We start from the raw sequence: 24,901 nt of genomic DNA, 5'->3' as shown, positions 1-24,901 counted from the left end.
GCCGTTGCGACGATGTCGGCGTCGTGCGACATCGACCCCGTCGTTCGGCGTCGGCCCCGGGCGTGGGTGCGCGTCCACGACATGGTCCGCGACGATGCACGCGTCGATCGACACGTGGGTTGTCGCACGATGCGCACGCACATGATGCACGCGCAAGTGCCGACGATGCACGCGTCGATCGACACGTGAGTTGTCGCACTATGCGCACGCAACGATCCCCCGCCGCGAGACAGGCACCGGTGCGACGATGTCGACGTCGTGCGACAACGACCCCGTCGTTCGGCGTCGGTCCCCGGCTACTCCGCAGCGTGCCGCCCGTGCGGATGCCCGTCTGCCTCCGCCGCCTCGACCCGTACACCCGGCACGGCGGACTCCTCACCCCGGGCCGCGTGGGCAGCCCGGGTCCGGATGGCACCCGTGGTCGTCGGGGGCTCGTCGACCGGCGCGGCCGCAGCGTGTGCGCCGTGCGTGGTGGCACCGGGCAGCGGATTGCGGGTGTCGTCCTGGTCCGGGCCCGTCGGCGGCAGCACCGACACACTCGTCGCGCCGGCGGCACGAGCGGACCGGGGCTGCGGGGACACGTCCGGCGAGGTCGGCACCGTCGGCACCGGTCCCACCCCGGGAGCGGCTGCGGCAGCACTGGCCGCCGCAGCACCCGCGGACCCCGACCCCGCGGACCCGGACCCCGACCCCGCCGCCGTCCGAGCGGCATCCGCCTGCTCCTGCAGCGCCGAGGTCTTGCGCAGCGGCGGGACGCGGAAGAACCACGTCAGCACGAACGCGACCAGGATCACCGCGAGCCCGACCCAGTAGACCCGCACGGCCGAGTCGCTGAACCCGACCAGGAACGGTCGCGTGAGCCGCTCGTCCGCCCCGTTGAGGAACGAGGTGTCGCTCGTGGTGGCGCTGCTCGACGAGTTCGCGCTCGAGTCACCGCGCCGGAGCTGCTCGATGATCGTCGGGGCCACCTGGTCGACGACGTCCTGGCGCTGCGACGCGTCCGAGTAGTCGACCTGCACCGAGCCGTCGACGACCGACGCGTTCGCCTTCGTCGCCACGGCCTGCAGCGCCTGCCGCTCGGCTGCGGGCTTCGCGTCGTCGACCTGCTGAGCGATGACGGTATCGGCCGCCGCCGCGGGGAGCGTGCCGGCGTCGACCTGCTGCTGCACGGCTGCGGTGACCTGCTTCGTCACGGCGGCGTCCGCGGCCTGCTTGGCCTGCGCCGCGCCCTGGTCGAGGCCGTCCTGCACGTTCTCCTGCACCGGGTCGACGATCTTCGTCCAGATCTGGTCCATCACGCCCTGGTTGTCGCGCGCGTTCGCGACCGAGGGGGTGAGCGCCGCGTCGAGGGCCTTCCGCAGGTCCGACTCGTTCTGCATCGCCGCCGTGATGTTCGTCGGCATCAGGGTGAACAGCACCGAGAGCAGCACGGCGGTGCCCATCGTGCCGCCGATCTGCCGGAAGAACGTCGCGGCGCTGGTGGCGACGCCGATGTCGCGGGGCGACACCGAGTTCTGCGCGGCGAGGGTCAGCGTCTGCATGAGCTGGCCGAGACCGAGCCCGATGCCGAACATGCCGAGCATCAGGAACCAGAGCGGCCGGTCGGCGGTCAGGAACGTCAGGATCGTGAAGCCGATCGCCGTGAACGCCGTGCCGGTGACGGGGAAGACCTGGTAGTTGCCGGTCTTCGAGATGATCTGCCCCGAGGCGATCGACGAGATCATCAGACCGAGCACCATCGGCAGCATCGCGAAGCCGGACCCGGTCGGGGTGACGCCCTTCACGATCTGCAGGTACAGCGGGATCGTGAGCATCGCGCCGAACATGCCGAAGCCGACGAGGACCGACAGGATCGCCGACATCGAGAACACCCGCGACCCGAACAGCTTCATCGGCAGGATCGCGTCGTCACCCATCGCCCGTTCGACCAGGATGAAGGCGACGAGCCCCACCGCGCCGATGCCGTAACAGGTGAAGGCGGCGACGGAGTCCCAGCCCCACTCGCGCCCCTGCTCGGCGATGAGCAGCAGCGGCACGAGGGTGACGATGACGAGCGTCGCGCCCCACCAGTCGATGCGGGGCTTGCCGCGCTCGCCGAACTTCGGCAGGTGCAGGAACGTCAGCACCATGAAGAGCGCGATGACGCCGATCGGCACGTTGATCAGGAAGACCCAGCGCCAGCCGTCGACGAACAGCAGCTCGTCCGCGCCGGCGAAGACACCGCCGACGAGCGGCCCGATGACGCTCGAGATGCCGAAGACCGCGAGGAAGTAGCCCTGGTACTTCGCCCGCTCGCGGGGGGCGAGCATGTCGCCCATGATCGCCAGCGGCAGGGACATCAGGCCACCGGCACCCAGGCCCTGCAGCGCGCGGAACCCGGCGAGCATGAGCATCGAGTCGGCGAACGACGCCGCGAACGACCCGACGATGAAGATCCCGATGGCGGTGAGGAACAGCGGGCGGCGGCCGAAGATGTCGGAGAGCTTGCCGTAGATCGGGGTCGTCACCGTCGACGCGATCAGGTACCCGGTGGTGACCCAGGCCTGCTGGTCGAGCCCGTGCAGGTCGTCGCCGATGGTGCGGATCGCGGTGCCGACGATGGTCTGGTCGAGGGCGCCGAGGAACATGCCGGCCATCAGGCCGTAGATCACCAGCAGGATCTGCCGGTGCGACATGACGACGTTGGACGCCGTGGTGGGGGCCGCGGGGGCGGTCGCGGTCTGGGTCATGAGCGGGTTCTCCCGAGGTACCGATGCGCGCAGGTCAGGGTTTTGCGCTGCGTGCAAAGTTACAACTTCCGCAAGCGCCCGGTCGCGGGGCGACCGCCTTCCTGAGTGGATCGGCAGTCGCCGTGCGCCCGCACGCCCCGGCGGCTCACGGCCTGGAGGCCCGGCTCGGCTCCGTCGGACGGGCTGCGGTGTCCGGGACCCGCCGGCCGCCCGACGAGGGCGCTACGCGCCCAGTGCTGCGTCGACGATCTCCTTGGCCTCGCGCTGCACCTGCTCCAGGTGCTCCTGCCCGACGAAGCTCTCCGCGTAGATCTTGTAGACGTCCTCGGTGCCCGACGGCCGCGCGGCGAACCACGCCTTGTCGGTGACGACCTTGACGCCGCCGACGGCCGCGTCGTTGCCGGGCGCCTTCGACAGCTTCGCGGTGATCGGGTCGCCGGCCAGGGTGTCGGCGGTGATGGCGTCGCCGTCGAGCTTGCCGAGGCGGGCCTTCTGCTCCTTCGAGGCGGCGGCGTCGACCCGCTGGTAGACCGGGGCGCCGAACCGCTCGGTGAGCTCGGTGTACAGCTGCGACGGGGTCTTGCCCGTGACCGCGACGATCTCGGACGCCAGCAGCGCGAGGATGATGCCGTCCTTGTCGGTGGTCCACGCGGTGCCGTCGGTGCGCAGGAAGGACGCTCCCGCGGACTCCTCGCCGCCGAACGCCACCGAGCCGTCGATCAGGCCGGGCACGAACCACTTGAAGCCGACCGGGACCTCCCACAGCCGGCGGCCGAGGGACTCCGCGACGCGGTCGATGATGCTCGACGAGACGAGCGTCTTGCCGATCGCGGCGTCGTCGCGCCACTGCGGGCGGTGGGCGTAGAGGTACTCGATCGCGACCGCGAGGTAGTGGTTCGGGTTCATCAGTCCGCCGTCGGGCGTGACGATGCCGTGCCGGTCGGAGTCGGCGTCGTTGCCGGTGAGGACGTCGAAGTCGTCCTTGCGCGCGAGCACCGAGGCCATCGCCGAGGGGCTCGACGGGTCCATCCGGATCTTGCCGTCCCAGTCGAGCGTCATGAACGCCCAGGTCGGGTCGACCTCGGGGTTCACGACGGTGAGGTCGAGGCCGTAGTGGTCGCGGATGAGGTTCCAGTACGGCAGCGACGCACCACCGAGCGGGTCGGCGCCGATTCGCACCCCGGCACGCTTGATCGCCGCGATGTCGATGATGTTCTCGAGGTCGGCGACGTACGTGTGCAGGAAGTCGTAGCGGTCGGGCTCGGCGTCCTCGGTGCGCTGCACCTCGGCGTTGCCGCCCTCGATGATCGCGTTCGCGCGGTTCGCGATCCAGCTCGTGGCGTCGCTGTCGGCGGGGCCACCGTGCGGCGGGTTGTACTTGAAGCCACCGTCTCGGGGCGGGTTGTGGCTCGGCGTGATGACGATGCCGTCGGCCGTGTCCGGGTTGCCGGCGCGGTTGTAGCGGATGATCGCGTGGCTCAGTGCGGGGGTCGGCACGTAGCCGTCGTCGCTGTCGGCCAGCACGTGCACGCCGTTCGCGGCCAGGACCTGCAGGGCCGTGCGCTCCGCGGGGGCCGAGAGGGCGTGGGTGTCACGCCCGATGAAGAGCGGGCCGTCGGTGCCCTGCGACCGGCGGTACTCGACGATCGCCTGCGTGATCGCGGCGATGTGGGTGTCGTTGAAGGCGGAGTCGAGGGAGGACCCGCGGTGGCCGGACGTGCCGAACACGACCTTCTGCTCGGCGATCGAGACGTCGGGCACGCGGTCGTGGTAGGCGGCGACCAGTTCGTCGAGGTCGACGAGGTCGTCTGCGGTCGCTGGGGTGCCGGCACGGTCGTTCATGCGTCCATCCTGGCATCGCCCGCCCTGGCGCGTTCGGGGGAAGTGCACGAGCGGCCGCCCGGCCCGGGTCGAGGGGGGACACCCGGGAGGACGACCGCTCGCGGTCTGGGGGAGGCCGGAGCCTCAGGCGGTGCGGAACGAACCCGTCGCGGTGCGGAACGAGCCGGTGACCGTGCGGGTCGACGCGGTGGCCGTACCGGGACGCGACCGCTGCGTGTCCACGAAGCGGCCGAGGCGCCCGGCGACCGGCACGCCCGTGTAGGTGCCCGACGGCTCGGTGGTGCTGCGGCCGGTGTACGACCCGCGCACGTCACGCCCGTCGATGCCGGACACGAAGCTGCCGCCGAACGGGAAGGTGCTGTTCGTCATGGGGTCTCCTCGGTGGTGACGCCGTCGGGACCGTCGGACCGACGACCCTGGCGACGTCGGCTGTGATCCGAGCCTACGACACAGTCTTGCATCATGCAAAAGAACTGCACGAACGTGCACGGTCAGGCCAGCAGCTCGCAGAAGTTCCGTCCCTCGGTCGTCCAGCTCTGCCGTGCGACCAGCCCGGCGTCGGCCGCGTGCCGGTGCAGCGCGTCGAGCCCGACCTCGGCCCACGGGAACTCGGCGCTCTCGTTGCCGTCCGTATCGACCACGCGGGCCGTGTAGACCCGGTCGGCGTCGACGTCGGGGTTCGTCTCGACGACGACGCGACCACCGACCCGCACGATCTCACGGCAGCGGACGAGCAGTGCGGTGGGGTCGCCGCCGATGCCGATGTTCCCGTCGATCACCAGCGCGGTGTCCCAGTGGCCCTCGTCCGGGACCGCGTCGAACACCGATCCCTGCATGGCGGTGCCGCCGGAGCGCTGCGCGATCGCGACGGCCTCGGCCGAGACGTCGACGCCGAGCGCCGGGATGCCACGAGCCTGCGCGGCGACGAGCATCCGCCCGGGGCCGCAGCCGATGTCGATGACCCCGCCGTCGACGTCGTCCAGGAGCGAGCGGTCGACCCGGTCGGCCGCGGCGCTCCAGCGACCGACGTCCATCGTCGTGACCTCGCCGGGACGCGACGGGTCGGTGAGGCGCAGGCGGCCGTCGGTACGGAGGGCCCTGGCGTAGGGCTCGCCGCCACCGGCGCCGAACGAGACGGGTGCGTGCATGGTCATCGGGTGCTCCCCACGGTCTCGGCACGGAGTGCCCGGCTGAACTCGGAGTCGGGCACCAGTTCGGCGACCCGTTCGGCGTCGGCGACGGTGTCCACGTCGAGCAGCTCGCCCAGGATCCCCACGTCGAGACCGGCGTCGGTCAGGCGGGCGAGCTGGACGGCGCCGGTGTCCTCGCGGGACATCGGGACGCCGCGGAGCAGGTCGCCGGAGGGCTCCCGCAGGTACAGCGACCAGAAGCCGCCGTCCTCGGCCGGTCCGAACCAGCCGTCGCGCTCGGGGGCGTCGAACACCGGGGCGAGCTCGGCGGCGGACGCCTGCGGAGTGTCCATGCCGACCAGGAGCAGCGGGCCGTCGACCGCGTCGAACAGGAACCCGAGGCGCTCGTCCAGGCCGCCGCCAGGCTGGTGCAGGACCTCGAAGCCCTCGGCGCCGGCTGGCACGACGGTGCCGTCGAAGAACAGGACCCGACGCGCCGCGGGCAGGGCCTGCACGGTGGCGAGGGTGTCGGCGAGGCTGCCGGCGGCGACGCGGGCCGCGCCCTCGGGGGAGAGCGCCGGTGTCAGGCGGGTCTTCACCTTGCCGGGCAGGCACTCCTTCGCGACGACGGCCACGGTGACGGGCGTGCTGGTCGGGGTCTCGGTGGTCACGAGCGCGCCTCCTCGGCGACGGTGCCGGATGCGGCGACGGGGGCGGATACGGCGCCGGCGACCGGGGCGGATGCGGACGCAGCGGGGCCGGCCACGGGGGTGGAGCCGGCCACGGTGCGGACGGGGGCCGGCGCGACGACGCGGGTCCGCGCCTCCCGGCGGTACGCACGGAGCAGACGGGACATGTCACGGACCGCGTTGATCGTGCCGCGGAGCGTGCCGGTCACCTTGCTGTCGCCGATGCGCTGCGCGTAGCCGATGTCGGACTCGTCGACGCGCCAGCCGGCCGCGTGTGCGGCGAGGACCATCTCGAGCGGGTAGCCGCTGCGCCGGTCGCGCAGGTCCAGGGAGACGAGGTCCTCGCGGCGCATGACGCGCATCGGGCCGAGGTCGCGCAGGCGGTAGCCGGTGGCACGGTGCATCAGGACGGCGAGCACGCGGTTCGCGAAGCGGGCGTGCGGTGCCCAGGCGCCGCGACCGGTCGGCACCCGTCGGCCGAGGGCCAGGTCGACGCGGCCGCTGGCGACCCGGTCGACCAGCGGCGGGAGTTCAGCGGGGTCCATCGAGGCGTCGGCGTCGCAGAAGGCGACGTAGTCGGCGGTGGCCGCGGCGACGCCGGCGGCGCAGGCCGAGCCGAAGCCCTTGACCGGTTCGGTGACGACGAGGGCGCCGTGCGCGCGGGCGACCTCGGCGGACCCGTCGGTCGACCCGTTGTCCACCACGATCGCCCGGTAGCCGGCGGGCAGGCGGCCGATCACCTTCGGCAGGGCATCCGCCTCGTCGAGGCACGGGAGGATCACGTCGACGCTCATGTCCGTCATTCGGTGCGGTCGGTCGGATCGACGGGTCTGTCCTTGCATGCACTCGACGTAACACGATGCCGCGCCGCGGGGTACAGGAAACGCGCCGATCGGTCGCAGTCTGTGCACCCCGGCAGGCTGCGGTCCCCAGAACGGGGGACAGGTGTGGGCGTGCGGGGGGTGTTGGAAGACGCCGTCGTCTTGGTGTGACGCCGGCGTGGGGGTTGCGGGGTCGGTCGGAAAACGCCGTCGTGTTCGTGTGACGCCGGGGACTCGGCGAGACGCCCCGCGGTTCGGCGGCGTCTCGCCGGTTCGGGGGCGGGTCGCGGACACGACGGCGTGTCGCGACGTGCGCTGGGCCGGTCGGACGGGAGGCCCGGGGCGGGGCCGCCACGGGCCTCCCGTCCGGCGTGTGGTCGCCGCTGCGGTCGCTCAGTGAGCAGGAGACGTCGGATCGCACGGGTCGGACCCGACGTCTCCTGCTCACTCGGGGTGGCTACCGGACGGCGCTGCGGAGCGGGGCCGTCGCGAAGTCGCGCATGCCGGCCTCGAAGTCGACCTCGGCGCGCCAGCCGAGCTCGGCGGCGATGCGGTCCGAACTCGCGGTGACGTGCCGGACGTCGCCCAGGCGGTACTCGCCCGTGACGACCGGCTGCGGGCCGTCGGGGCCGGCGATCGCGGCGGCCATGTCACCGATCGTGTGCACGATCCCCGAGCCGACGTTGTACGCGCGGAACGAGTCGGCCGGCAGCTCCGCCGTCGCCGCGATGGATGCCGCGTTCGCGCCGGCGACGTCGTCGACGTGCACGAAGTCCCGTCGCTGGGCGCCGTCCTCGAAGACACGGGGTGCCTCGCCGCGGGCCAGCGCCGAGCGGAACAAGGATGCGACACCGGCGTAGGGGGTGTTCGCCGGCATGCCGGGACCGTAGACGTTGTGGTAGCGCAGGGCCACCGCTCGCCCGCCGGTGGCCCGGGCCCAGCTCGAGGCCAGGTGTTCCTGCGCGACCTTCGTCTGCGCGTAGACGTTCCGCGGGTCGAGCGCGGCGGACTCGTCGATCAGCCCGGGCACCAGGGGCTCGCCGTCCGGGCCGATCGGGTCGAAGCGGCCGGCGTCGAGGTCCTCGCGGCGCCGGGCCGGCGGTCGGACGGGCGTGCCGGACGCGGTCGTGTACGCGCCCTCGCCGTAGACGACCATCGAGCTCGCGACGACGAGGCGGCCGATGTCGTGCCGGTCCATCCCGGCGAGCACGTGGGCGGTGCCGGCGTCGTTCGACGACACGTAGTCCGGGGCGTCCTGGAAGTCGACGCCGAGGCCGACCTTCGCGGCCTGGTGGCAGACGACGTCGACGCCGTCGAGCGCCGCGTCGAGGGCGATCCGGTCGCGCACGTCGCCGTGCACGAACGCGATGCCCTGCTGCTGGTGGGCGTGGACGACCTCGGCGGGGTCGCCGTGCACGTCGTCGCGCAGGGAGTCGAGGACGCGGACCTCGTACCCCTCGGCCCGCGCGCGGCGGACGATCGCCGAGCCGATGAAGCCGGCGCCGCCGGTGACGAGGAGGCGGGTCATGCGGTCGCGCCCGTGGTGGTGCTCGCGGCGCGCTGCACGATGCTCGCGCTCGCGCTCGCGCTGGCCGGGACGAGCTCGCGCGGGGTGAAGTCGGCGGGGATCGCGCCGACGATCTCGCCGATGGCTCGGACGATCACCTCGTTCGCACGGGCCAGCCGCTCCATGACGAGACCGTGCGTGACCGTGGCACCCGCGTCGTCGACGTCGGATCCGGTCGCTGCGGCTGCGGCTTCGGCTTCGGTTTCGGCTTCGTCCTCGGTCGGGGCGAGACCGGCGTCGGCGTCGGTGACGAACGACAGGTTGACGGTGGCGATGCCGAGCTCGGCGGCGAGCGGGACCTCGGGGGTCATCGTCATGTTGATGGTGTGGCCGCCGGCCTCGCGGAGCCAGACCGACTCGGCGCGCGTCGAGAAGCGCGGCCCCTGGATGACGACGCACGTGCCCGTCGGACGGAACGGCACGTCGAGCGCGGCGACGGCGTCGATCGCTGCGCGCCGGAGCGTCGGGTCGAACGGGTCGGCGAAGGACAGGTGCTGCACGTCGTCCTCGAAGAAGGTGTCGGCGCGGCCCCAGGTGCGGTCGATGAGCTGGTCGGTCACGACGAAGGTGCCGGGGGCGTAGTCGGGGTGCAGACCGCCGACGGCGCTGGACGACACGATCGCGCGGACACCGAGCGAGCGCAGCGCCCAGACGTTCGCGCGGTGGTTGATGCGGTGCGGGGCGACGGAGTGCTCGCGGCCGTGGCGGGTGAGGAACGCGACCCGGCGTCCGGCCATCGTGCCGATGCTGATGGGGCTCGACGTCTGACCGAACGGTGTCGGCACGTCGCGTTCCTCCGCCGTGCCCTCCTCGAACAGCTGGTAGAGGCCGGAGCCCCCGATGACACCGATCGTCACGGCTTCGTCGTTCTCCACAGATCCTCCGTCAGGTCGTCGGCGCGTGCTGCGCGCTGGATACGCTACTGAGGCCGCCACCGGGGGAACCGGGAGCGGCGACACTTCCCACCTGTTCGGAGGCACCAGTGCGAACGATCGGTCAGCACCGCGACGACCTGGCAGCGTTGCTCGCGCCGGTCCTGGCGGGCCTCGGCACGGACGAGTGGGCCATCGACGACCTCGCCGCAGCCGGGTCCGGGCGTCGCGTGCTCGCGGCGGGCGTCGGGTCACCGGTCCCGCTGCCGCCGTTCGACAACAGCCAGATGGACGGCTTCGCCGTGCGCGTCGCCGATGCCGGCCAGGACGTCCGCGTCGTCGACCCGATCCCGGCCGGGGTCGTGCCCGAGGCGCTCGGACCCGGGACGGCCGCACCGATCATGACCGGGGCCCGGATCCCGTCCGGAGCCGACGCGGTGTTCCCGGTCGAGGCCACCGAGCCGGGGGCCTTCCCGGCGGCCCTCGGGCTGTCACGGGTGTCCGTGCCCGCCGACCTGACCGCCGGCACCTTCGTCCGCGCGACCGGCAGCGACCTGGCGACCGGGGCCGAGATCGCGTCCGCGGGCAGTCCCGTCACGCCGGCGCTGCTCGGGGCCCTCGCCTCGGCGGGGGTCCGGTCCGTGTCGGTGCGCCAGCCACTGCGGGTCCTGGTCGTGTCGACCGGGTCCGAACTGCAGGGCGCCGACACCGATGCCGCGACGATCGGTGACGCGAACGGCATCGCGCTGCGGGCGGCGCTCGCCGAGGTCGGTGCCGAGGCGCGCGTCGTCCGGGTGCCCGACGACGTCGCCGCCTTCGAGCAGGCGCTCGACCAGGCCGTGGGGAACGGGATCGTCGGGGACCGGGTCGACCTCGTGCTCACCACGGGCGGCATCAGCGCCGGGGCGTACGAGGTGGTCCGGCAGGCACTCGAGCCCCGCGGCCTCGCGGTGACCCCGGTCGCCGTGCAGCCTGGCGGGCCGCAGGCGTTCGGCAGCGTGGTGTTCAGCCGTGCCGGTGGCCGATCCGTGCCCGTGGTGTCCTTCCCGGGCAACCCGGTCTCGGCGCTCGTCTCGTTCGAGGTGTTCCTGCGGCCGCTGCTCGCACCGGTCGCCGGGCTGCCGGCGGACCGACCCGTCCAGGTCCTGCCCGCCGCGTCCTCCGCCGTCTCACCCGCGGGCAAGCACCAGGTACGCCGCGGCCGGGTGCAGGACGGTGCCGTGCACTTCGTCGGTGGGCCGAGCTCGCACCTGCTCGTCCACTACGCCGCCGCCACCCACCTGGTCCACGTGCCGGTGGGCGTCGACACCGTCGAACCCGGCGACCCGCTCACCGTCTGGAGCCTCCGATGATCGACCCGTCCCCGTCCGACCAGCTGTCGCACGTCCGCGCCGACGGCAGCGCGCACATGGTCGACGTCTCCGCCAAGGACGTCACCGACCGCTCGGCCACCGCCACCGCCACCGTGGTCACGCGCGCGGACGTCGTCGCGCGGATCCTCGACGGCTCGCTGCCGAAGGGCGAGGTCGTCGGCACCGCCCGGATCGCGGCGATCATGGCGGTGAAGAAGACGTCCGACCTCGTCCCGCTCTGCCACCCGCTGCCGATCGCCGGCGTCCAGGTGGACATCACCGGGGCCGACGACCGCGTCCACATCGAGGTCTCGGTGCGGACCACCTCACGCACCGGGGTCGAGATGGAGGCCCTCACCGGCGCGAGCGTCGCCGCCCTGACCGTGTACGACATGGTGAAGGCCGTCGACCGCGCGGCCGTCATCACCGACGTCCGGGTGCTCGAGAAGCACGGCGGGCGCTCCGGGGACTGGAGCAACCGATGACCACCGAGCCGATCAGGGGTCGTGCCGCCGTGGTCGTGGTGTCCACGCAGGCGGCAGCCGACGGCGCGCTCGACCGGACCGGGCCCGTGATCACCGACTGGCTGCGGGAACGGGCGTTCACCGTGACCGATCCGATCATCGTGCCCGACGGCGGACCGATCACCGAGACCGTCACGGCCGAGCTGCTCGCCGGAGCGCGGGTCGTCATCACCACCGGCGGCACGGGCGTCACGCCGACGGACCGGACGCCCGAGGCCGTCGCGCCCCTGATCGACCTGGAGCTGCCCGGCATCACCGAGGAGATCCGACGCCGCGGTCTCGCCGGGGCCGGCCCGACCGCACTGCTCACCCGCGGTGTCGCCGGGGTGACGCACGCCGGCTGCCTGCTCGTCACCCTGCCCGGCTCACGCGGCGGGGTGGCCGACGGCCTCGCGGTGCTCGACGGCCTGCTCGACCACGTGCTCGCCCAGGTGCACGGCGCAGGACACGCTCCGCGCACCGCCCAGCGCGACAGCCCGCGGAGTACCCCGTGAGCGACGCCGACGCCGACGCCGCCGACGCCGCCGCCGCCGCGCGCGTCGTGCTCGCCGACGTCGTCGACCGCGACGTCAGCGTCGACGAGGTCGCAGCCGTGGTGGCCACCGACCAGGACGGCGCCGTGGTGACCTTCGCCGGCATCGTCCGCGACCACGACGGCGGCAAGGGTGTCACCGCGCTCGACTACGAGCGGCACCCGAGCGCCGGTGCGGTCATCGCCGAGGTCGCCCGCAGCATCGCCGAGCAGCACCCCGACGTCCGGATCGCCGTGCTGCACCGCGTCGGCGCACTCGGCATCGGGGACGTCGCGCTCGCCGCAGCGGTGTCGTCCTCGCACCGGGCGCAGGCGTTCGCCGCGTGCGAGGCACTGGTCGACCTGGTGAAGGAGCGCGTGCCGATCTGGAAGCACCAGCGGTTCACCGACGGCACGGACGAGTGGGTGGCGGCGCTGTGACGGACGCACCTGTGGGACTTCGCACCACCGGCGCTCGTTCGGGGCGTGGTGACGGTCCCAGCCGATCCATAGAATCGCGAACATGAGCATCTTGTTGTCCGGGTTCACCATCGTCCTGCTGGTGTTCGCCCTGATCGACATCCTGACGAAGACGGACGACCAGATCCGCGGCCTGCCGAAGATCGCGTGGGTGATCCTCGTGATCCTGGTCCCCGTCGTCGGCAGCATCGTCTGGTTCGCCATCGGCCACGACTGGGCCCCGGGGGAACGGAACCACGGTCGCTACATCGAGCCCACCCGCCACGAGGACCGCTACGCCACCCTCGGTGATGCCCGGAGCGCGCACGGCACCGCACGGGTGACCGGTACCGAGCAGGAGCTCGCCGAACTCGAGCGCGAGATCGAGTACTGGGAGGCCCAAGCTCGACTCAAGCGTGCGAAGGACGCCGCGGGCGAGGGCGACAGCGCCCGGTGAGCTGACCCGTGAGCACGACGACGCCGGATCCTCCGACCGTTCCCGACGAGGTCTGGCAGCAGATCGCGGACCGGCTCGCCGGGGCACCGACCCCGCCGAGCGCCCGCAGGTCGATGACCCGCCGGATCGTGATCATGGTCGTGGTCGTCGTCCTGGCCGGGCTGGCGGGGTACGTCGCAGCCGCATACCTCCCGCGGTTCGACCTGCCGGAACCCGACGGGGACCTGCCACCGTGGGCGGTCGTCATCGTCGCGGTCGGCTTCGTCACCGGAATGGCCTGCCTGGTGACCGCCTTCGTGCGGGGTGGTGGTGTCGGTGGGCTCTCCGGCATCAACTCGGAACCGACCGCGGGGCTCCGCCGCGCCGACCGACGACGCGTCGAGCGGATGGCGCGAGGGCGGGCCCCGGCTCCCGCCGAACGAGTGCGCCTGCTCGCCGCGATCGTCGACCGTCGCCTCCGACAGTCGACCGCAGGACTCTGGTTCACGCTCGGGTTCACGCTGTTCGAGTCGGCGCAGTCCCTGCTCAACTGGCCGTCGTGGCCCGGCATCCTCCACGGGGTCGTCTGCGCGGCCATGCTGGTGATGCTCCTGGCGCTCGTCCGGTACCGGCAGCAGTGGCGAGCCTTCCTGCAGGAGAGCCGGCCCCGCGCCGGAGCCGAGCCGACCCCGGCGGCCTGACCCGGGCCTCCAGACCGACCACCCCGCACCCAGGACCCCGCCGCGCCACCTACCCTTGACGGGTGGCACATCTCCTCGGCGCCGAGAACCTGCATCTCGAGTTCCCCACCAAGGTCGTCTTCGACAACGTCACCCTCGGCATCGACGAGGGCGACCGGATCGGTGTGGTCGGCCGGAACGGCGACGGCAAGTCGACGCTGCTCGCCCTGCTGTCCCAGCGCCTCGAGCCGGACGGCGGACGCGTCACGCACCGGCGCGGGCTGACGATCGGCTACCTGGACCAGCGCGACATCCTGCCCGAGGGCGCGACCGTCGGCAGCACCGTCGTCGGCGACCTCGAGGAGCACGAGTGGGCCGGTGACCCGAAGATCCGCGACATCATCGGGGGACTGGTCTCGGACATCCCGTGGGACGCCAGCGTCGACGACCTGTCCGGTGGGCAGCGTCGCCGTGTGGCGCTCGCACGGCTCCTCGTCGGCGACTGGGACGTCCTGTTCCTCGACGAGCCGACGAACCACCTGGACGTCGAGGGCATCGAGTGGCTGGCCGGGCACATCAACCGCCGGTGGTCGTCGAACCAGGGCGGCATGGTCGTCGTGACGCACGACCGGTGGTTCCTCGATGCCGTGTCGACCGACACGTGGGAGGTCCACGACGGTGTCGTCGACCCGTTCGAGGGCGGCTACGCCGCGTACATCCTGCAGCGCGTCGAGCGTGACCGGCAGGCGGCTGCGAGCGAGCAGCGCCGGCAGAACCTGGCCCGCAAGGAGCTCGCGTGGCTGCGCCGCGGTGCACCCGCCCGCACGAGCAAGCCGAAGTTCCGCATCGACGCCGCCAACGCCCTGATCGACGACGTGCCGCCGATCCGTGACACCGTTGCGCTGTCACAGACGGCGACGGCCCGGCTCGGCAAGGACGTCGTCGACCTGCTCGACGTGAGCGTCTCGTTCGACGGCACGCAGATCCTGGACCGCGTCGAGTGGCGCATCGCCCCGGGGGAGCGGACCGGCATCCTCGGCCCGAACGGCGCCGGCAAGTCGACGCTGCTCAACCTGGTCTCCGGACGCCTGCAGCCGACGAGCGGCCGGGTGAAGACGGGCAAGACCGTGCAGGTCGCGGTGCTCGACCAGCAGCTCGCCGACCTCGCGCAGTTCGCCGACGACCGGGTGCGCGAGGTCGTGGCCCGCAAGAAGACGAGCTACGTCGCCGACGGCAAGGAGATGACACCGTCGCAGCTGCTCGAGCGGCTCGGCTTCACCTCGGAGCAGCTCTCCACCCCCGTCAAGGACCTGTCCGGTGGGCAGAAGCGGCGCCTGCAGCTCATGCTCATCCTGCTCGACGAGCCGAACGTGCTCATCCTCGACGAGCCCACCAACGACCTCGACACCGACATGCTCGCCGCCATGGAGGACCTGCTCGACACCTGGCCGGGCACCCTGCTGGTCGTCAGCCACGACCGGTACCTGCTCGAGCGTGTCACCGACCAGCAGTACGCCGTGCTCGGCGGGCACCTGCGGCACCTGCCCGGCGGGGTCGACGAGTACATGCGGCTGCGCGAGGCCGGCACCGGTGGCGGGACCGCCTCGGCGGCTGCCGCCGCGTCTGCCGGGAGGCCCGACACCGTCGGCGGGACCGGCTCGGCCGGTTCCGTGGCCGGTTCCACCGCCGCCGGTGCGTCCGGCGGGTCGGCTGCGGCGGCCTCCGGGCTGACCGGCGCCGATCGTCGTGCGGCCGAGAAGGAGATGTCGGCCCTCGACCGGAAGATCGCCAAGGTCGGCACGGACCGCAAGAAGCTGCTCGACCAGTTCGCCACGCACGACCAGTCCGACTACGCCGGGCTGGGGGCGCTGCAGGTTCGCCTGGGGGAACTCGAGGCAGAGGTCGAGCAGCTCGAGGAGCGCTGGCTCGAGGTCGCGGAGCTGCTCGGGGTCTGAGTCGGTCGGAGTCTGAGTCGATCGGAGTCTGAGCCGCTCGGGGCTGAGCCGCTCGGGGTCTGCGCGGCCGGCCCGCCCGTCAGCCCCGGAGGGCGGCGATCGGGGTGCCCCGGACGGCACGGGCCGCCGGCCCGAGCGCTGCGGCCAGGCCGGTGACGGCGGCTCCGACGAGCACGACGACCACGAGCCACGCCGGGACCGTGGGGCCGAGGAGCACGGCGCCGTTCGTCGCGCCGAGGAGTGTGTAGGCGCCCGCCCACCCGTACGCGGTGCCGAGGACGAGCCCGAGCACGATCGCGACGGTGATGGTCATCGCGGTCTCGACGAGCACGAGCGACCGGATCTGGTGCCGGGTCGCGCCGACGACGCGCAGGAGTCCGAGTTCTCGACTGCGCTGGGTGATCGTGAGCGCCGTGACCACCACGACGCCCGCCGCCGCGATGATCCCCGCGGCACCGACCAACCCCGTGAACATGGCCGCGAGCTGGTCGAACTGGGTCTGGATGTCGCGGTAGTACACCGGGTCGGCGGCGGCCTGTCGCTGCAGCATGGTGGCGTACGTGGCGAAGCCCACCGAGAAGGTCGACATGAGGGTCACCGCGATGATGAGGCCGACCGTCGTCCGAGCGGTCCGCTCTGGTGCGCGCAGGGAGTTCCGCGCCGCCATCGAGGGGATGATGCTCCGGCCGGACGCCGACACCACGACACGGAGGACGGCCGGCAGCAGCACGGGCGACGCGACGACCACCCCGGTGAACGACAGCGCCCCGCACGCCACGGCGAGCAGCAGTGCGTTCACCGTCGAGGCGCCGAGCACGAACGCGACGCCGATGCCGAAGGCCCCCGCGAAGAACAGGGCGACCGCGACCACGCTCCGTGCCGTGCGGCTGGTCGTCCCGGGGACCGGCTCGACGACGGCGTCCAGTGCCCGGAGCGGCGGGATCGACAGCACCTCGCGGGAGCCGATACGGAACGCGAGCGTCGTGATGCCCGCGACGAGCACGGCGATCGGGGCCGCTGCCGGTGGGAGGAACCAGCCGAGCGCCGGGAGCACGTCGGTGGCCGCGGCCAGCGAGAGCGCACCGTTGGCGACCAGCGCCCCCGCGACCCCGCCGACGAGTGCGCCGACGACCCCGCAGACGAGACCGATCGCCGTGATCTGGCGACGGAGCTGCCCGCCCGTCGCGCCGAGCACACGCTGCAGCGCCAGGGCACGGGTCCGCCCGGCGATCACCGTGGCGCACGTGTTCGACGCGACCACGGCGCTGACGTACAGCGCGATCGCGATGAACACCCACGCGACGACGGGCAGGATCGCGGCGACCGTGGCGCTCTCGCCCGTCCGTTCGCCGATCTCGACGATCCGTTGCGCGGCCTCCGACCCGGTGACCACGAGGGCACCGAGGCCGGCGGACAGTGCGGCGACGAACACCGTGGAGCGACTCTCGGTCAGGGCGCGGAGTCGGGTGCGTCGCCGTCGGTGCGTCGGCAGGTCGCGGTGACGCGACGCGGTCACGATCGGTCGTCGCCCGTGTTGGGCGTCCAGGCCACCCACCGGTCCTTCTCAGAGGTCAAGGACCAGTCGCCGCAGCGGAGGACGGTCTTCGCCGCGTAGGCGTCGGGGGCGCCGGAGATGGTCACGCTCGGCGCGGACTTCCTGGGGACGGTCGTGCAGCCGTCGGCGGTGACGCCGTCGGAGCTGGTGAAGACGACGGTCGTGGGAGCGCTCGACCGCTTCTTCGCGGCCGTCCCGGCGGCGGAGGAGATGTCCGTCGCGTCCGCGGGCATCCACGCGGGCGGGGACTGCAGGTCGGCGCGGGTGTCGGCGTGGGTGCTCACCTCGTGGTGCAGCTGGTCGTTCAGCGCGGAGCACCCGGTCAGTGCGAGTGCGCAGAGTGCGAGGGCGCCGACCATGACGCCCTTCGAGGAGAGGTGGGACACGGGATGCCTTTCGTCGGGACACCACGATCCCATCGTGTCGGGACGGCGACGGGATCGGTCCAGGGGAGGACCGGCGTGCTCCTGCCGGATGACATCCGACCCAGCGGTCAGTCGCCGAGACCCAGGATGAGTCGGCGGAGCAGTCCGGCGAGCTGGTCCTGCTCGTCGTCGGAGACCCCGGACAGGATGCCGCGCTCGGCCGCCAGCAGGTCGGCGATCGCCGCGTCCACCGCCACCCGGCCCCGGCTCGTCAGCGACACGAGGATGCCGCGGCCGTCCTTCGGGTCGGTCCGACGGCCGACGAACCCGCGCGCGGCCAGCCGGTCCACCCGGTTCGTCATCGTGCCGCTCGACACCAGGGTCTGCTGCAGCAGCGTCTTCGGGCTCAGCTCGTACGGCTCGCCGGCGCGACGCAGGGCCGAGAGCACGTCGAACTCCCACGGCTCCATGCCGCTCGCGTCGAACGCCGTGCGGCGGGCGCGATCCAGGCGTCGGGCGAGCCGGTCCACGCGGGACAGCACCTCGAGCGGGCCGAAGTCGAGGTCGGCACGTTCACGACCCCACGCCGCGACGATGCGATCGACCTCGTCCTCCTGCGGCATCCCTCCATCTTGGCCGAACCCGGGGCGCACGGCCAGCGCCGCGGGTCGTGGGAGGATGGAGGAGCACCTGCGGGTGCGTTCCGCCTTGGTGTAATGGCAGCACGACGGCCTTTGGTGCCGTTAGGTCCGGGTTCGAATCCTGGAGGCGGAGCCGGGGGCCTGCGTCCGGGGTCGGGGCCGTGCCCTGCCGGATGTGGCGAGAGGGTCAGGGGTGTCTGTGAAGTGCGGAGGAGCCGGAGCGCTCTGCCAGGAGCTGGGGCTCTGGTAGCTCTGCTGCGGGCTGTGCTGCGATGGCCAGCGCGCTCGTGATCGTCTGGCTTGCTCGTGACCCGAGGGCCCCGTCTCGGTAGGCGATGGTGCTCCGGACACCGACGACCGCCGTCAGTGGTCGTAGGCGTAGAAGCCGCGACCAGTCTTGACGCCGAGGTTGCCGGCGTCGACGTACTCGTGCAGGAGCGTGCGGGGTCCTTCGGGCAGGTGCGGGTTCTCCGCTGCGTAGTGGTCCTCGATGTCGAGGACGACGTCGAGGCCGACCTGGTCCATCATCCGGAACGGGGCCGCGAGGACGTCCGCACCGTGCTGCTGTCACCAGCCTCGGACCTGACTCTGTCGAACCCGAAGATCCCCGCCGTCGCACCCACCGATCCGTGGCTCGGTGTCGAAGGCATCCGCGTCTACGCCGAGCAGTGGGCCGGGCAACTGCCGCTGACCGACCCCCGCGTCAGCCCGCTGCACGGCGACTTCGCCGGGCTCGGACCGATGCTGCTCCTCATCGGCACCCACGACATCCTCAACCCCGACGCGCACCTCGTCATCGACAAAGCACGCGCCGCAGGCGTGCCAGCGACACTCCTGGAACGCCGGGGCGCCGTGCACGTCTTCCCACTCCTGCTCACCCGCACCGCGGCCGAGGCACGGAACCGCATCGTCGAAGCGCTGCGAGCGTGACCAGGCCAGGAAGCCCGGATCACGGGGGCGAGGAACACGCTCTTCGGGCGCACGATGGCCGCCGATGAGTACCTGTTCCACCGCAGCTACCGAGGGCGACCGACGGCCGGTGCCCGTGCCACCACGATGAGATCCGTCTCGACAGCCGATCCACAGGCGGACGCGGTGGCATCGCTGGCGTTGCTCATCTCGTGGTCGATGCCGTGCAGACGCCATGGATCCCGCATCACGGCCCGTCGCTGCTCGGTCGCAGGTGGAGGGTGACCAGGTCGACGTCCTGGTGGCGAACGTCGGAGCACCGTCCCGGCACGGTGCACAGTCACGAGAGCTGCCGTTCGCTCAACCCACCGGCGTGCGACGTGCAGTCGACCCAGCTACCCGTCGAGCGTGGAGCAGGATCCCGGAACCCGTGGAACGTGTGTCACCACGGGGATCCGCGATCTGCGCGACCACCGGCATGCGGGGACGAGCCGGTCGCCTCCTCGAGACCCCGGTGACGAGACGCAGCCACCTCCGTGGTGCGCCCGGTCCGCTGTGGACGGCCCGCAACCATCGCCGGTGCGACTCGGACCGGCGATCGCGTACTTCGAGCAGCCGCGGCGTGTTCCCCCCAGTGCCACAGCGCGAGTATGCGCGCGACGCGCATCGACATTGCGCACTTCGAGCAAGTCTGTCAGGATGATCGCTCAGCGCCGATCCATCGGTGCCCACCGTCAACGTCGACTGGAGGACCCCGCATGCGTGACTTCGACGGCCTGTTGCGAGCCCGATCCGACGGGGGCGCCGAAGCGCTCCTCCCGACACCGACGGTGCAGTGCCACGCGGCCAACCTCGCCTTCCTGCCCGGGGGAGACCTCGCCTGTGTCTGGTTCGGAGGCACCCAGGAGGGCGTCTCCGACATCTCCGTCCACCTGTCGCGGCTCCCCGCCGGCACGGATCGCTGGCTCGAGCCCGTCCAGTTGAGCTTCGACAGTGCGCGTTCCGAGCAGAACCCGATCCTCTTCACCGCGCCGGACGGTGCCGTCTGGCTGCTGTACACCGCGCAGATCGCCGGGAACCAGGACACGTCCGAGGTGCGGCGACGGATCTCCCACGACGGCGGTGCGACCTGGGGGGAGCCGGCCCCGTTGCTCGGCCGCGATGCACCGGTCGGCGTGTTCGTGCGGCAGTCGCCGGTCGTGCTCGACAGCGGGCGGATCCTGCTCCCGGTGTTCAACTGCCGGACGGTGCCCGGCGAGAAGTGGGTCGGCAACGACGACACCGCGTCGGTCTGGTACTCGGACGACGGCGGGGAGACCTGGTCCGAGGTCGCCGTGCCCGAGTCGACCGGGTGTGTGCACATGAACATCGTGCCGCGCGAGGACGGCGTGCTCTGGGCGTGCTTCCGCTCCCGCTGGGCGGACCACGTGTACGAGTCGACCTCGGCGGACGGCGGGATGACGTGGGAGCCGTGCCGTCCGATCGACCTGCCGAACAACAACTCCTCGATCCAGGCTCGTACCCTCGACGACGGCCGGATCGCGATGGTGATGAACCACTCGAGCAAGGACGACGCGACGAGCCGCCGGGTCTCCCTGTACGACGAGATCGACGACGAGGGCCTCGCAGCCGACAGCGGCGAGCACGTCGCCGAACCCACGTTCGACGCCGACGGACCGAGCGCGTTCTGGGGTGCGCCGCGGGCGCCGATGACGCTCGTGGTCTCGAGCCCGGACGGGCGGTCCTGGCCGACCGCCTACGACATCGAGAACGGCGACGGGTACTGCCTGTCGAACAACAGTCGCGAGAGCCGCAACCGCGAGTTGTCCTACCCCTCGGTGCTCCCCGACCCGGCCGGGGGACTGCACATCGCCTACACCTGGCACCGCAAGTCGATCAAGCACGTGTACCTGCCCGCTGACGTCCTCGCTGCGATCGTGTCGACGCCGTCCACCTCCGCCGGTCCGGACCTCTCTGCGAAGGAGCAGCGAGCATGACCCTCCCCATGGTCTTCGCCCTCGCGATCACCGTCTTCATGATCGTGCTGATCATGATCGACCGCCTGCCGTTCGGTGTGCCGCCGTTGATCGCCTGCCTGTTGATGGTGGTCTTCGGCGTCGTGCCGATCAACGTCGCCTTCAGCGGGTTCGCGAACGCGACGATCATCATGCTCGCCTCGTTCATGGCGGTGATCGCCGCGTTGCAGAAGACCGACCTCGTCTCGGGCTTCAAACGGATGATCACGCGACTCGGCACGAAGGGCGGGTTCCGGGCCTACGTCCTCATCATCGTCTTCGTCATGCTGGGGTGCAGCATCTTCGGCACGGGGTCCACGGCCTACTACGTGCTGGTGATCGGCCTGCTGTCGACGCTCGCGTACAACAAGAAGTTGCCGCCGTCGAAGGTCCTCATGCCGGCCGGCTTCGCCGCGAACCACCCGATGCTCCCGTTCAACGTGGCGCTGCAGTACGGCATCGTCGTCGCGGTGCTCGAAGCGACCGGCGTCCGGGAGAACATCGACCTGGTCCGGTTCTCGATCGTCAACCTCGTGCTCAGCCTCGGGTTCCTCGTGTGGTGCCTCATCGCGTACCGTCTGCTGCCCGACCACGCGATCACCGACGAGGAGTCCGGCACCGCGAGCGCGACGGACGCGAAGGAGCCGGCTCTGGCCGGTGCTCGTCCGACCGGCGCCGCAGCGTCCGACCGCCCCGGAGCGCACGACGGCCCGGCGAGCGACCCTGCGGCACCGGGCCCCCACGCCGCCGAGGCGAACGCGACCGCGACCGCCTCGTCGAGCGCGACCGCCACGGTGACTGCGCCGACGCTGGACCGTCGGAAGCAGCTGGCGACCTACGCCTGCTTCGTCCTGGCCATCGCCGGCATGATCTCGTACAGCTACATCGGCGATGCGGGCTACGCGATCACGGGGCTCTCCGTGGCGCTCCTCCTGGTGATGAAGGTCCTGGACTTCACCGAGATCCGCGACGCCATCAGCCAGCCGATCATCATCATGTCCGCCGGCGTCATCGGCATCGCGGAGGCGCTCGGCGCGACCGGACTGACGAAGCTCGTCGGGGAGTCCGTCGCAGGACTGCTCGGCGGCAACGTCAGTCCCTTCCTGCTGGTGTTCGCGTTCTGCGTCCTGACGAGCGTGCTCGCGACCCTCACGGGGTCGACCATCGGCACGGTGTACGTCTTCGCGCCGCTGGCGATCGCGACCTGCGTCAGCCTCGACCTCGACCCTGCCGCCGCGGCGGTCGCCATCGTCATCTCCGGATGGAACGGACACTTCCTGCCGATCGACGGGCTCCCCGCGATGGTGATGGGCGTCGGGAAGTACTCGCTGATCCAGTTCTGGAAGTTCACCATCCCGATGTACGTCATCCGTCTGCTCGCCCTGACCGCCGGCGCGCTCCTGCTGTTCCCGATGTGACCGCGTCGCCAGGACACGATCGACCACCCCAGACACCGAGGACCCCGTGAAGAACACCTTCGAGCTCGCACACGTGGGCATCAACAACCCCGACGCAGCAGCGGCGCAGGAACTGTGCGACCTGTTCTGCCTCATGTTCAACCTCGATCCCCGCCAGGGGAAGAAGTCCGAGTTCGCCGGCACCTTCTTCGAGTGCGTGCGGTCGCAGTACCTCGGGACGCACGGCCACATCGGGATGTCGACCGGTGACCTCGACGCAGCGGTCGAGGAACTCACCGAGAAGGGCTTCGGCTTCGACCAGGAGACCGCCGCTCACTTCGACGACGGGCGTCTGCAGAACATCTACCTCGCGGGCGAGTTCGGCGGCTTCGCCGTGCACGTGATGCAGCACCCCCGTCCCTGACCACCATCCGACCGCCCGGCCACCCAGCCGACAAGGAGCACCTGCAGTGACCACCACGATCAGCGGCAGCATCCACGCGCTCGTCACCCCGTTCCACGACGACGAGTCGCTCGACCTCGACCAGATGCGCGCGCACACCGACCGCGCCGTCCGAGCGGGCGCCGACGGCGTCTTCTGCCTCGGGACCAACGGCGAGTTCTTCCAGCAGACCGAGGACGAGCGGCTCGCCGTGCTCGAGACGGTCGTCGACGCCACCGCGGGCCGCGTCCCCGTCTACGGCGGGGCCGGTGCCGTCGGGACGAAGGAGACGGTTCGCATCGCCCAGCGCATGCAGGCGGCCGGTGCCGACGTGCTCTCCGTCATCACGCCCTACTTCGCGGCGGCCTCGCAGGACGAGCTGTACCGGCACTTCGCGGTGGTCGCCGAGGCCGTCGAGATCCCGGTGCTCATCTACAACATCCCCGCGCGGACCGGGAACACCATCACTCCCGCGACCGTCGCACGGCTGGCGGAGATCGACAACATCGCGGGTGTGAAGGACTCGTCGGGCAACTTCGACGCGATCCTGCAGCTCATCGAGCTGACCGATCCCGAGCACTTCGCCGTGCTCGCCGGGACCGACTCGCTGGTCCTGCCGACGCTGCAGGCCGGTGGCGCGGGCGGCATCACCGCAGTCGCGAACGTCTACCCCCGGACCATGGTCGAGATCTCACAGAAGTGGGCGGCAGGCGACCTCGACGGTGCTCGCGCGGCACAGGCGTCCATCCGTCCGCTGCGCAACCTGTTCACGCTCGGCAACCCGAACACCATCGTCAAGGCGGCCACCAACGCGGCAGGCCAGGCCGTCGGCCCCTGCCGTGCGCCCTTCAACCTGCTCGACGCCGCCGCCCTCGAGAAGATCACCGAGACCGTGCGCGCCGACCAGGCGGCGGGCCTGGGCTGAGGCGCTGCGCCACCGCGACCACGAGACGGGCTGGAGGCTCGGTGCCAGCCGGCACCGAGCCTCCAGCCCGTCGACGGTCGCGTCAGCGGTTGTAGCCGGGCATCGGGCCGCGGAGTGCGGCGGAGACATCGTCGACGGCCTGCTGCACGTCGTCGGGCAGCGCGCCCGCGGCCAGTGCGGTGAGGTTCGCCTCGATGTTCGCGAGCCGCGAGCCGCCGACCAGGACCGCGTCGACGACGGGACGGCCGAAGGTCCACCGCAGTGCGAGCTCGGCCATCGGGATCCCCGAGCCCTCGGCGATCGAGCGGAGCTGCTCCACGGCGGCGAAGACCTCGTCGTTCCAGTACCGGCTGCGGTACATGCCGGCGAGGGGGGAGGACCCGAACCGCCCTGCCGCCGGCTGCTCCTCCGGGCGGTGCTTGCCCGTGAGGAGCCCGCCGCCGAGCGGGTTGTAGACGACCGTCCCGAGACCGGTGCTCCCGGCGTACTCGGCGTACTCGTCGTCGATCCGGGTGGCGATCACGCTGTAGACCTGCTGTCCGAGGACGGGTGCGTCGAGCCCGAGTGCCGTGGCCGTGTGCCCCAGTTCCGCGATCTGCCACGCGGAGAAGTTCGAGATGCCCCAGGCGCCGACCGACCCGGATTCGACGAGCGTCCGCACGGCGGCGAGCGTCTCCTCAGCCGGGGTCGACCGGTCGGGCTGGTGCAGGTAGAGCACGTCGACGTGGTCCGTCCGGAGCCGCCGCAGACTCGCGCGCACGCACCGGTCGATCGCCTCGGCGGACAGGGGAGCGGCGCCCTCGGCGTCCGGGTTCGGGATGCCGACCTTCGTCGCGAGCACGACGTCGTCACGACGTCCGGCGAGGACCGATCCGAGGATCTCTTCACTGCGGCCGCCGGCGTACCCGTTCGCGGTGTCGATGCCGGTCCCGCCGGCCGCCAGGAAGCGGTCGACCATCTCGGCTGCCGTGGGCTCGTCGACGCTGTCGCCGAAGGTCATGGTGCCGAGGACGGCGGGGGCGAGCCGGCGGCCTCGGATGTCGATGTCACGCACAGGGTTCCTCTCATTTGGGCACCACGAGACG

The 24,901-nt window shown here is 71.8% G+C and carries 24 protein-coding genes, 1 tRNA gene and 2 pseudogenes; 14 read left to right on the top strand and 13 right to left on the bottom strand.

Annotated features, from left to right (window positions below; all coding sequences use genetic code 11):
- Nucleotides 1–296: 296 nt before the first annotated feature.
- The 8 genes from LEL83_RS13570 to LEL83_RS13535 all read right to left on the bottom strand — a co-directional run bounded on the left by LEL83_RS13570 (nucleotide 297) and on the right by LEL83_RS13535 (nucleotide 9,653).
- Nucleotides 297–2,729 (bottom strand): MDR family MFS transporter, encoded by a 2,433-nt coding sequence (locus tag LEL83_RS13570; RefSeq protein ID WP_225559211.1) that lies wholly within the window; start codon nucleotides 2,727–2,729, stop codon nucleotides 297–299.
- Between the two features lie 222 nt (nucleotides 2,730–2,951).
- A complete protein-coding gene (gene pgm, locus LEL83_RS13565; protein WP_225559210.1) occupies nucleotides 2,952–4,571 on the bottom strand; it encodes a phosphoglucomutase (alpha-D-glucose-1,6-bisphosphate-dependent) in 1,620 nt (539 codons plus the stop codon).
- 123 nt (nucleotides 4,572–4,694) lie between these two features.
- On the bottom strand, nucleotides 4,695–4,940 hold the full coding sequence (locus LEL83_RS13560; RefSeq protein ID WP_225559209.1) for a hypothetical protein: 246 nt from the start codon (nucleotides 4,938–4,940) through the stop codon (nucleotides 4,695–4,697).
- Between the two features lie 122 nt (nucleotides 4,941–5,062).
- Entirely contained in the window at nucleotides 5,063–5,725 is a 663-nt protein-coding gene (locus LEL83_RS13555; protein WP_225559213.1) for a class I SAM-dependent methyltransferase, read from the bottom strand.
- Nucleotides 5,722–6,372 carry a TIGR04282 family arsenosugar biosynthesis glycosyltransferase gene (locus LEL83_RS13550; RefSeq protein WP_225559208.1) on the bottom strand — a complete coding sequence of 217 codons (651 nt, stop codon included), beginning with the start codon at nucleotides 6,370–6,372 and terminating at the stop codon, nucleotides 5,722–5,724. The genes LEL83_RS13555 and LEL83_RS13550 overlap by 4 nt, the downstream gene beginning before the upstream one ends.
- A complete protein-coding gene (locus tag LEL83_RS13545; protein WP_308009914.1) occupies nucleotides 6,369–7,184 on the bottom strand; it encodes a glycosyltransferase family 2 protein in 816 nt (271 codons plus the stop codon). The genes LEL83_RS13550 and LEL83_RS13545 overlap by 4 nt, the downstream gene beginning before the upstream one ends.
- Before the next feature lie 484 nt (nucleotides 7,185–7,668).
- Nucleotides 7,669–8,739 carry an NAD-dependent epimerase/dehydratase family protein gene (locus LEL83_RS13540; RefSeq protein ID WP_225559207.1) on the bottom strand — a complete coding sequence of 357 codons (1,071 nt, stop codon included), beginning with the start codon at nucleotides 8,737–8,739 and terminating at the stop codon, nucleotides 7,669–7,671.
- Complete coding sequence (locus LEL83_RS13535) at nucleotides 8,736–9,653, bottom strand: MTAP family purine nucleoside phosphorylase (RefSeq protein WP_225559206.1); 918 nt, start codon at nucleotides 9,651–9,653, stop codon at nucleotides 8,736–8,738. Before LEL83_RS13535 ends, LEL83_RS13540 begins: the two co-directional genes overlap by 4 nt.
- A 107-nt stretch (nucleotides 9,654–9,760) precedes the next feature.
- Here LEL83_RS13535 and LEL83_RS13530 point away from each other — a divergent pair, with 107 nt between their 5' ends.
- The 8 genes and pseudogenes from LEL83_RS13530 (at nucleotide 9,761) to LEL83_RS13500 (ending at nucleotide 15,567) form a co-directional block, all read left to right on the top strand.
- The gene (locus LEL83_RS13530) at nucleotides 9,761–11,002 is read left to right on the top strand and encodes a molybdopterin molybdotransferase MoeA (protein WP_225559205.1); all 1,242 of its coding nucleotides are present in this window, start codon (nucleotides 9,761–9,763) and stop codon (nucleotides 11,000–11,002) included.
- On the top strand, nucleotides 10,999–11,487 hold the full coding sequence (moaC, locus tag LEL83_RS13525; protein WP_225559204.1) for a cyclic pyranopterin monophosphate synthase MoaC: 489 nt from the start codon (nucleotides 10,999–11,001) through the stop codon (nucleotides 11,485–11,487). The genes LEL83_RS13530 and moaC overlap by 4 nt, the downstream gene beginning before the upstream one ends.
- Nucleotides 11,484–12,020 carry a MogA/MoaB family molybdenum cofactor biosynthesis protein gene (locus LEL83_RS13520; protein WP_225559203.1) on the top strand — a complete coding sequence of 179 codons (537 nt, stop codon included), beginning with the start codon at nucleotides 11,484–11,486 and terminating at the stop codon, nucleotides 12,018–12,020. Before moaC ends, LEL83_RS13520 begins: the two co-directional genes overlap by 4 nt.
- Nucleotides 12,017–12,478 carry a molybdenum cofactor biosynthesis protein MoaE gene (locus LEL83_RS13515; protein ID WP_225559202.1) on the top strand — a complete coding sequence of 154 codons (462 nt, stop codon included), beginning with the start codon at nucleotides 12,017–12,019 and terminating at the stop codon, nucleotides 12,476–12,478. Before LEL83_RS13520 ends, LEL83_RS13515 begins: the two co-directional genes overlap by 4 nt.
- Before the next feature lie 82 nt (nucleotides 12,479–12,560).
- Nucleotides 12,561–12,953, top strand: coding sequence for a PLDc N-terminal domain-containing protein (locus LEL83_RS13510; RefSeq protein WP_225559201.1), 393 nt, complete (start codon nucleotides 12,561–12,563; stop codon nucleotides 12,951–12,953).
- An 8-nt stretch (nucleotides 12,954–12,961) separates the two neighbouring features.
- Nucleotides 12,962–13,633, top strand: a complete 672-nt coding sequence (locus LEL83_RS13505; RefSeq protein ID WP_225559200.1) for a hypothetical protein — start codon at nucleotides 12,962–12,964, stop codon at nucleotides 13,631–13,633.
- 62 nt (nucleotides 13,634–13,695) lie between these two features.
- A pseudogene (locus LEL83_RS16380) lies at nucleotides 13,696–14,164 on the top strand (ATP-binding cassette domain-containing protein); the annotation flags it as partial.
- Between the two features lie 56 nt (nucleotides 14,165–14,220).
- Nucleotides 14,221–15,567 (top strand): ABC-F family ATP-binding cassette domain-containing protein, encoded by a 1,347-nt coding sequence (locus LEL83_RS13500; RefSeq protein WP_443652041.1) that lies wholly within the window; start codon nucleotides 14,221–14,223, stop codon nucleotides 15,565–15,567.
- 79 nt (nucleotides 15,568–15,646) lie between these two features.
- Here the strand turns inward: LEL83_RS13500 and LEL83_RS16310 are convergent, their stop codons facing one another.
- The 3 genes from LEL83_RS16310 to LEL83_RS13485 form a co-directional block, all read right to left on the bottom strand.
- A complete protein-coding gene (locus tag LEL83_RS16310; protein WP_225559198.1) occupies nucleotides 15,647–17,083 on the bottom strand; it encodes an FtsX-like permease family protein in 1,437 nt (478 codons plus the stop codon).
- A complete protein-coding gene (locus tag LEL83_RS13490) occupies nucleotides 17,080–17,508 on the bottom strand; it encodes a hypothetical protein (RefSeq protein ID WP_225559197.1) in 429 nt (142 codons plus the stop codon). Before LEL83_RS13490 ends, LEL83_RS16310 begins: the two co-directional genes overlap by 4 nt.
- Nucleotides 17,509–17,615: 107 nt before the next feature.
- Nucleotides 17,616–18,110 carry a MarR family winged helix-turn-helix transcriptional regulator gene (locus LEL83_RS13485; RefSeq protein WP_198657747.1) on the bottom strand — a complete coding sequence of 165 codons (495 nt, stop codon included), beginning with the start codon at nucleotides 18,108–18,110 and terminating at the stop codon, nucleotides 17,616–17,618.
- A 79-nt stretch (nucleotides 18,111–18,189) separates the two neighbouring features.
- Between LEL83_RS13485 and LEL83_RS13480 the strand changes: the two genes are divergently transcribed.
- Nucleotides 18,190–18,261: transfer RNA gene (locus LEL83_RS13480), tRNA-Gln, on the top strand.
- Nucleotides 18,262–18,491: 230 nt separating this feature from the next.
- Here LEL83_RS13480 and LEL83_RS13475 read toward each other — a convergent pair.
- Nucleotides 18,492–18,665: pseudogene (locus LEL83_RS13475) on the bottom strand (3-hydroxyacyl-CoA dehydrogenase family protein); the annotation flags it as partial.
- A 21-nt stretch (nucleotides 18,666–18,686) separates the two neighbouring features.
- On the opposite strand from LEL83_RS13475, the gene LEL83_RS13470 reads away from it, so the two are divergent.
- The 5 genes from LEL83_RS13470 (at nucleotide 18,687) to dapA (ending at nucleotide 23,816) form a co-directional block, all read left to right on the top strand.
- Entirely contained in the window at nucleotides 18,687–19,058 is a 372-nt protein-coding gene (locus LEL83_RS13470; RefSeq protein ID WP_308009913.1) for an alpha/beta hydrolase fold domain-containing protein, read from the top strand.
- A gap of 737 nt (nucleotides 19,059–19,795) precedes the next feature.
- Nucleotides 19,796–21,034, top strand: coding sequence for a sialidase family protein (locus tag LEL83_RS13465; protein WP_225559194.1), 1,239 nt, complete (start codon nucleotides 19,796–19,798; stop codon nucleotides 21,032–21,034).
- Nucleotides 21,031–22,470, top strand: coding sequence for an SLC13 family permease (locus LEL83_RS13460; protein ID WP_225559193.1), 1,440 nt, complete (start codon nucleotides 21,031–21,033; stop codon nucleotides 22,468–22,470). The genes LEL83_RS13465 and LEL83_RS13460 overlap by 4 nt, the downstream gene beginning before the upstream one ends.
- Nucleotides 22,471–22,516: 46 nt before the next feature.
- A complete protein-coding gene (locus LEL83_RS13455) occupies nucleotides 22,517–22,873 on the top strand; it encodes a VOC family protein (protein WP_225559192.1) in 357 nt (118 codons plus the stop codon).
- Between the two features lie 46 nt (nucleotides 22,874–22,919).
- The gene (gene dapA, locus LEL83_RS13450; protein WP_225559191.1) at nucleotides 22,920–23,816 is read left to right on the top strand and encodes a 4-hydroxy-tetrahydrodipicolinate synthase; all 897 of its coding nucleotides are present in this window, start codon (nucleotides 22,920–22,922) and stop codon (nucleotides 23,814–23,816) included.
- Nucleotides 23,817–23,898: 82 nt separating this feature from the next.
- Here the strand turns inward: dapA and LEL83_RS13445 are convergent, their stop codons facing one another.
- On the bottom strand, nucleotides 23,899–24,870 hold the full coding sequence (locus tag LEL83_RS13445; RefSeq protein ID WP_225559190.1) for an aldo/keto reductase: 972 nt from the start codon (nucleotides 24,868–24,870) through the stop codon (nucleotides 23,899–23,901).
- Between the last annotated feature and the right edge of the window lie 31 nt (nucleotides 24,871–24,901).

This window comes from Curtobacterium oceanosedimentum, from assembly GCF_020297365.1.
GTDB lineage: Bacteria > Actinomycetota > Actinomycetes > Actinomycetales > Microbacteriaceae > Curtobacterium.
Note: the sequence above shows the minus strand (reverse complement) of the source record. Positions and strands in the feature narration are given on the sequence as shown.

Excerpts from the sequence above, each read along its gene's own strand:
- LEL83_RS13570 (WP_225559211.1), bottom strand. The coding sequence starts at position 2,729 with ATGACCCAGACCGCGACCGCCCCCGCGGCCCCCACCACGGCGTCCAAC.
- pgm (WP_225559210.1), bottom strand. The coding sequence starts at position 4,571 with ATGAACGACCGTGCCGGCACCCCAGCGACCGCAGACGACCTCGTCGAC.
- LEL83_RS13560 (WP_225559209.1), bottom strand. The coding sequence starts at position 4,940 with ATGACGAACAGCACCTTCCCGTTCGGCGGCAGCTTCGTGTCCGGCATC.
- LEL83_RS13555 (WP_225559213.1), bottom strand. The coding sequence starts at position 5,725 with ATGACCATGCACGCACCCGTCTCGTTCGGCGCCGGTGGCGGCGAGCCC.
- LEL83_RS13545 (WP_308009914.1), bottom strand. The coding sequence starts at position 7,184 with ATGAGCGTCGACGTGATCCTCCCGTGCCTCGACGAGGCGGATGCCCTG.
- LEL83_RS13540 (WP_225559207.1), bottom strand. The coding sequence starts at position 8,739 with ATGACCCGCCTCCTCGTCACCGGCGGCGCCGGCTTCATCGGCTCGGCG.
- moaC (WP_225559204.1), top strand. The coding sequence starts at position 10,999 with ATGATCGACCCGTCCCCGTCCGACCAGCTGTCGCACGTCCGCGCCGAC.
- LEL83_RS13520 (WP_225559203.1), top strand. The coding sequence starts at position 11,484 with ATGACCACCGAGCCGATCAGGGGTCGTGCCGCCGTGGTCGTGGTGTCC.
- LEL83_RS13510 (WP_225559201.1), top strand. The coding sequence starts at position 12,561 with ATGAGCATCTTGTTGTCCGGGTTCACCATCGTCCTGCTGGTGTTCGCC.
- LEL83_RS13500 (WP_443652041.1), top strand. The coding sequence starts at position 14,221 with ATGGTCGTCGTGACGCACGACCGGTGGTTCCTCGATGCCGTGTCGACC.
- LEL83_RS13485 (WP_198657747.1), bottom strand. The coding sequence starts at position 18,110 with ATGCCGCAGGAGGACGAGGTCGATCGCATCGTCGCGGCGTGGGGTCGT.
- LEL83_RS13465 (WP_225559194.1), top strand. The coding sequence starts at position 19,796 with ATGCGTGACTTCGACGGCCTGTTGCGAGCCCGATCCGACGGGGGCGCC.
- LEL83_RS13460 (WP_225559193.1), top strand. The coding sequence starts at position 21,031 with ATGACCCTCCCCATGGTCTTCGCCCTCGCGATCACCGTCTTCATGATC.